Genomic DNA, 5,730 nt, shown 5'->3' with positions numbered 1-5,730 from the left:
GCGGCGAGAACCCTGGCGGTGAGAACCCGGGCGGCGAGACCCCGGGCGGTGAGAACCCTGGCGGCGAGAACCCGGGCGGTGAGAACCCTGGCGGTGAGAATCCGGGTGGCGAGAACCCTGGCGGTGAGAATCCGGGGGGCGAGAACCCGGGCGGTGAGAACCCAGGCGGTGAGAACCCTGGCGGCGGTGATAACGGCAATGCAGGCGGTAACGGGAACGGCGGGAAGAAGCCAATGACCACGCCTGCAACCGATGCCATTCTGGCCATGTCTAATGCCGGTCTGAACGTTATCCATTCTGAGCTGGATGGCCTGCGCACGTATCGCGCGAGTCTGGATAAAACCGGACCAGAAAGCAACGTATGGGGACACTACCTCGGCAGTAAAAGTGACATTGATACAAGCAATGGCGCAGCCTATAAGCTGAGCCAGAACGGACTTGAGATCGGTGCTGATACCCGTACTGACTTTGACCGAGGCAGCCTCGTCACTGGCACATTCATGTCCTTTAGCGATAACAAAGTGAAACATGCCCGCGGCGGTACAAGCAAAATCGACAGCTACGGTCTCGGCCTGTATGCAACCTGGTACGACGCAAGTGGGTTCTACGCTGACGGTGTAGTCAAAGGTAACCGTCTTAACAACAAACTGAGAGCGGTTATGACTAACGGAGGTAGAACCGGCGGTGACTGGACTCAGTATGCACTCAGCACAGCCGTTGAAGGTGGTTATCAGTTCGATCTCAAAGATGACGTAAGCATCACGCCTTATGCGCGCCTGGCATTTGTTCAGATGACTAGTGAGGATGTGAAACTCAGCAACGGCATGAAAGGCAACACGGGCACTCCACGTTCTGTCACGGGTGAAGCCGGTGCGAAGATTGCCGGGAAGTTCAATATTGGCTCGACTGAGTTCAAACCTTATCTGTCAGCTGCGGTGGTGCAAGAGTTTGCTAACTCAAACGACGTCACGATCAATGAGCGCAATCGCTTTGACAACAACGTCAAAGGCACATCAGGCAAGTACGGTCTGGGCGCTTCAGTCAATGTTGGCAAAGACGTAACCTTGTACGGTGAGGCTAATTATCGTCAGGGCAGCCAAATCGAAACACCGATCCAGGGTGTGGCCGGTATCCGTATCGGATTCTGATGTTCCACAGGGGCCTTAGGGCCCCTTTTCACTGTGTTCTGAAATGTTCTGGTTATGTTTATGCCTCACATGATTTTGACGAAAGATGTTTTTTTGAATAAAGCGCTGTCTGTCATCCTTCAGCAAGCATCCCCCAGCAGAAAGGTTTGCGTCGTAGATATTGAATCATTCAGAAGCCTGGGTGCTATTTACAACCTTCTGAAAAGAAAGAAACTCACTGAAAAGCATGAAATGATCTTCATCGGTGGCAAGGATGTCAGTTCAAGAGTTCTCGAACCGCTTGTGACAATTTACAGGAAATCGTGCTTTATGGAGTTTCGAAAGCAGCTTACGGGCGGTCGGACGTATTCATCAGAATATGCGTTGAACCACATCGCGCGCTGCAGAAGTCTGAGCATGCTTTCAGAGCAGGAGAAAAAGACACTTTTCGCCCTTCTGGATACTGATGACACGGTGGCTGCTGCAAGAAAAATTTACCTGTCCCCCAAAACTGTCTATACCTACACCAATAATATTGGGCAAAAACTTAACCTGAATTCGATACTTCAGGTCAGGCAATTTATTCATTCTGAATTCGAATAGTCGTTGCGGGAAAAACAATAAAAACCGGGCGCGAAGCCCGGTTCTGTTATTTGCTAACGGCGGTTTTACGCGCTCAGCCCGCGATTCTCCAGCATCGGCTCAATCTTCGGATCGTGCCCGCGCCAGTTCCGGTAAAGTTCAGCTAAATCAGTACTGTTCCCGCGGGACAAAATGGCCTCGCGGAATGTCTGCCCGTTTTCACGGGTCAACCCGCCCTGCTCGACAAACCACTGGTAGCCATCGTCCGCCAGCATCTGCGTCCACAGGTAGGCGTAATACCCCGCCGCGTAGCCGCCGCCGAAGATATGGGCAAAATAGCTGCTGCGGTAGCGCGGCGGAACGGCGGGCAGATCCAGCCCCTCTTTCTTCAACGCTGCCGCTTCAAAATCCTCCACGCTCAAAACGGCCTCGCTGATGCCGTGCCAGTTCATGTCCAGCAGCGCGGCACCCAGCAGTTCGGTCATGTCATAACCCTTGTTGAAATGGGTCGCGTTTAGCATGCTTTCCCGCAGCGCGTCCGGCATCGGTTCGCCGGTTTCGTAATGGCGCGCATAGTGGGTAAACACCTGAGGATGGCTGGCCCAGTGCTCGTTGATTTGCGACGGGAACTCAACAAAATCACGCGGCGTATTGGTGCCGGAAAGGGTGGCGAAACGCTGGCTGGCAAAGAGACCGTGCAGCGTATGGCCAAACTCGTGGAACAGGGTTATTACGTCATCCCAGGATAGAAGCGCGATACCGCCATTCGCCGGTTTCTGGTAGTTACAGACGTTGTAGATCACCGGACGGGCAGCAAACTCGAAGGATTGCTCGACGAAATTCCCCATCCATGCCCCGCCCTGTTTGGAATCACGGGCAAAGAAGTCACCGTAAAACAGCGCCATGCCCTCGCCGGTGTGGTCGAAAATTTCCCATACGCGGACGTCCGGGTGATATACCGGGATATCGAAGCGTTCGACGAAGCGAATGCCAAACAGCTGGCTGGCAGCCCAGAATACGCCATCCTGTAGCACGGTATTGAGCGCAAAGTAGGGCCTGATCTGCGACTCATCGAGGGCATATTTTGCCTGGCGCACGCGCTCCGCATAAAAGGCCCAGTCCCAGGCCTCCACGGTGAAACCGCCCTGCTCGTCGTCGATGACTTTCTGAATATCGGCCTGTTCGCGTTCCGCGCGGGCGCGGGCGGCAGGCACAATGCCGCGCATAAATTCCAGCGCGGCGGCCGGGGTTTTCGCCATCTGGTCAGCGATGCTCCAGCTAGCGTAATCCTCAAAGCCCAGCAGACGGGCCTGCCGCGCGCGCAGCGCCGTCAGACGAAGAATCAGCGCGCGGGTGTCGTTTTCGTCCCCTTTCTGGGTACGCGTCCAGCCTGCGTTGAAGAGGTTTTCGCGGGTCTGACGATTGCGCAGCGCGGAAAGCGCGGGCTGCTGGGTGGTGTTCAAAAGCGGGATCAGCCAGCGATCGTTTAGCCCTCGCTCCGCGGCAGCCTGCGCCGCGTCAGCGATCTCCGTTGCGCTGAGCCCGTCAAGCTGGTGCGCATAATCCACCACCAGACCACCGGTCTTATCGGCAGCCAGCAGACGCTGGTTAAACTGGCTGGTCAGCGAGGCCGCCTCGGTATTCAGCGCCTTCAGCTCGGTCTTTTCTGTCTCACTCAGACGCGCGCCGGCCAGAATAAACCGCTGATACAGCTCCTCGACCAGACGACGGCATTCGGCGTCCAGCGCGGCACGGTCCTGCCAGACGCTCTCCACGCGGGCAAACAGCGCGTCATTCAGCCAGATATCGTTTGCCAGCGCGGCAAGCTCGGTGGAGAACTGTTCTTCCAGCTCCTGTAAAAACGAATTGGTGTGCGCGGAAGTCATGGCGAAGAACACGCTGCTGACACGCGAGAGCATGGCGCCGCTCTTCTCCAGCGCCAGCACGGTGTTCGTGAAGTCGGGCGCAGCGGCCTGAGCGACAATCGCGTCAATGTCCGCACGCTTCTGGCGAAGGGCTTCATCGAAGGCCGGACGATAGTGGCTGTCGTTGATCTGATCAAAATGGGGGGCCTGGTAAGGCAGCAGGCTGATGTCAAAAAAAGGATTCGTGGCCGTCATCTTTCACTCCTGAGTACGGGTATCCTCCCAGAGTAGGCCAGGCCGCCATCCCCTGCAACGCTGTCATACAAATGTTGCCTTAACGCACCCTCTGCGGCCGTGCTATGTTAGTTAAACACAAAAAGCGTTGAGGAACAGTGAGATGATTATTTTAGTTACCGGGGCAACGGCAGGTTTTGGTGAAAGCATCACGCGTCGCTTCGTCGCCAACGGGCACAAGGTTATTGCAACGGGCCGCCGTCAGGAACGTCTGCAGGAGCTGAAGGACGAATTAGGCGACAGCATCCTGACCGCGCAGCTGGACGTGCGTAACCGCGCGGCGATTGAAGAGATGATTGCCAACCTGCCCGCCGAGTGGCGCGCCATCGACGTGCTGGTCAACAATGCCGGTCTGGCGCTGGGCATGGAGCCGGCACACAAAGCCAGCGTGGAAGACTGGGAAAACATGATCGACACCAACAACAAAGGGCTGGTCTATATGACCCGCGCGGTGCTGCCGGGCATGGTTGAGCGCAATCGTGGCCACATTATCAATATCGGCTCCACCGCCGGAAGCTGGCCTTATGCAGGCGGCAACGTCTACGGCGCAACAAAAGCGTTTGTGCGCCAGTTCAGCCTTAACCTGCGTACCGATCTGCACGGCACCGCCATTCGCGTCACCGACATCGAGCCGGGCCTGGTGGGCGGCACCGAGTTTTCCAACGTGCGTTTCAAGGGCGACGACGCGAAAGCGGACAAGACCTACGAAAACGCTAACGCCCTGACGCCGGAAGATGTCACCGAAACGGTCTGGTGGGTGGCGACGCTGCCAAAACACGTCAACATCAATACCGTAGAAATGATGCCGGTCAGCCAGAGTTTTGCCGGGCTTAGCGTCCATCGTAGCTAACGCTGCCCTTCCCGGCCTGCGGGCCGGGTCTGTTTCGGGTTATAAAAGAATGGTAGTATGTTCAGGCTAACTCTCTGAGAAATGACAACTCATGGCCGCTGAATCGCAACTCAATCCCACCCAGCCCGTAAACCAGCAAATCTATCGCATTTTGCGACGTGATATTGTCCATTGCCTGATCCCACCGGGAACGCCGCTTTCTGAAAAAGAGGTGTCCGTGCGTTTTGACGTTTCCCGTCAGCCGGTGCGTGAAGCGTTTATTAAGCTTGCGGAAAACGGTCTGATTCAGATCCGCCCGCAGCGCGGCAGCTACGTGAACAAAATTTCACTCTCTCAGGTGCGCAACGGCTGTTTTGTTCGCCAGGCCATTGAATGCGCGGTGGCGCGCCGTGCCGCAACGCTCATCAACGACAAGCAGTGTTACCTCTTGGAACAAAACCTGCATCAGCAGCGGATTGCGATTGACCGTAAGCAGCTGAATGATTTCTTCCAGCTTGATGATGAATTCCACCAGAAACTGGCGCAGATTGCAGATTGCCAGCTGGCCTGGGACACCATCGAAAACATCAAGGCTACCATCGACCGCGTGCGTTATATGAGTCTCGATCACGTCTCTCCGCCGGAAATGCTGCTCCGACAGCATCATGATATTTTCAGCGCGCTGGAAAAACGCGACCCGGACGGCGTGGAAAAAGCGATGACGCTGCATCTGCAGGAAATTAGCGAATCCGTGCAGCTGATTCGTCAGGAAAATAGCGAGTGGTTTAGCGAAGAATAATATTTCGCCGCGCCCTTTCGGGTGCGGCGAGAGGGTTAGCGAACGACTAACACCGGAATGGTTGCGTAGCGCAGGATAGATTCCGCATTTGATCCCAGCAGATGGGTGGTGATGCCCGGATTTTTCGACCCGATGACGATCGGGTAATGGTGCCAACTTACTGATTTAGTGTATGATGGTGTTTTTGAGGTGCGCCAGTGGCTTCTGTTTCTATCAGCTGTCCCTCCTGTTCAG

The 5,730-nt window shown here is 55.7% G+C and carries 5 protein-coding genes and 1 pseudogene; 4 read left to right on the top strand and 2 right to left on the bottom strand.

The features are described 5' to 3' along the window. Together ACOTXF_RS23440 and ACOTXF_RS23435 are read left to right on the top strand one after the other, a co-directional pair. Positions 1-1,148 (top strand): autotransporter outer membrane beta-barrel domain-containing protein (locus tag ACOTXF_RS23440; RefSeq protein ID WP_421635305.1); only part of this gene is annotated, 1,148 nt, incomplete at its 5' end. A 60-nt stretch (positions 1,149-1,208) separates the two neighbouring features. Then, positions 1,209-1,730, top strand: a complete 522-nt coding sequence (locus ACOTXF_RS23435; RefSeq protein WP_157845160.1) for a helix-turn-helix transcriptional regulator — start codon at positions 1,209-1,211, stop codon at positions 1,728-1,730. Positions 1,731-1,795: 65 nt separating this feature from the next. On the opposite strand, the gene dcp is transcribed toward ACOTXF_RS23435, so the two are convergent. Further along, positions 1,796-3,829, bottom strand: coding sequence for a peptidyl-dipeptidase Dcp (dcp, locus tag ACOTXF_RS23430; RefSeq protein WP_047747499.1), 2,034 nt, complete (start codon positions 3,827-3,829; stop codon positions 1,796-1,798). Positions 3,830-3,971: 142 nt separating this feature from the next. Here dcp and ydfG point away from each other — a divergent pair, with 142 nt between their 5' ends. Both ydfG and ACOTXF_RS23420 read left to right on the top strand, forming a co-directional pair. Then, positions 3,972-4,718 carry a bifunctional NADP-dependent 3-hydroxy acid dehydrogenase/3-hydroxypropionate dehydrogenase YdfG gene (ydfG, locus tag ACOTXF_RS23425; protein ID WP_021241307.1) on the top strand — a complete coding sequence of 249 codons (747 nt, stop codon included), beginning with the start codon at positions 3,972-3,974 and terminating at the stop codon, positions 4,716-4,718. 91 nt (positions 4,719-4,809) lie between these two features. Beyond that, complete coding sequence (locus ACOTXF_RS23420) at positions 4,810-5,496, top strand: GntR family transcriptional regulator (protein WP_008502405.1); 687 nt, start codon at positions 4,810-4,812, stop codon at positions 5,494-5,496. A gap of 35 nt (positions 5,497-5,531) precedes the next feature. Here ACOTXF_RS23420 and ACOTXF_RS23415 read toward each other — a convergent pair. Then, positions 5,532-5,636, bottom strand: a pseudogene (locus tag ACOTXF_RS23415) (universal stress protein); the annotation flags it as partial. Positions 5,637-5,730: the final 94 nt, after the last annotated feature.

The organism is Enterobacter cloacae complex sp. IR53041, assembly GCF_049238285.1.
Taxonomy (GTDB): domain Bacteria; phylum Pseudomonadota; class Gammaproteobacteria; order Enterobacterales; family Enterobacteriaceae; genus Enterobacter; species Enterobacter roggenkampii.
Note: the sequence above shows the minus strand (reverse complement) of the source record. Positions and strands in the feature narration are given on the sequence as shown.

Coding starts and splice junctions, on each gene's coding strand:
- ACOTXF_RS23435 (WP_157845160.1), top strand. CDS start 1,209: ATGCCTCACATGATTTTGACGAAAGATGTTTTTTTGAATAAAGCGCTG.
- dcp (WP_047747499.1), bottom strand. CDS start 3,829: ATGACGGCCACGAATCCTTTTTTTGACATCAGCCTGCTGCCTTACCAG.
- ydfG (WP_021241307.1), top strand. CDS start 3,972: ATGATTATTTTAGTTACCGGGGCAACGGCAGGTTTTGGTGAAAGCATC.
- ACOTXF_RS23420 (WP_008502405.1), top strand. CDS start 4,810: ATGGCCGCTGAATCGCAACTCAATCCCACCCAGCCCGTAAACCAGCAA.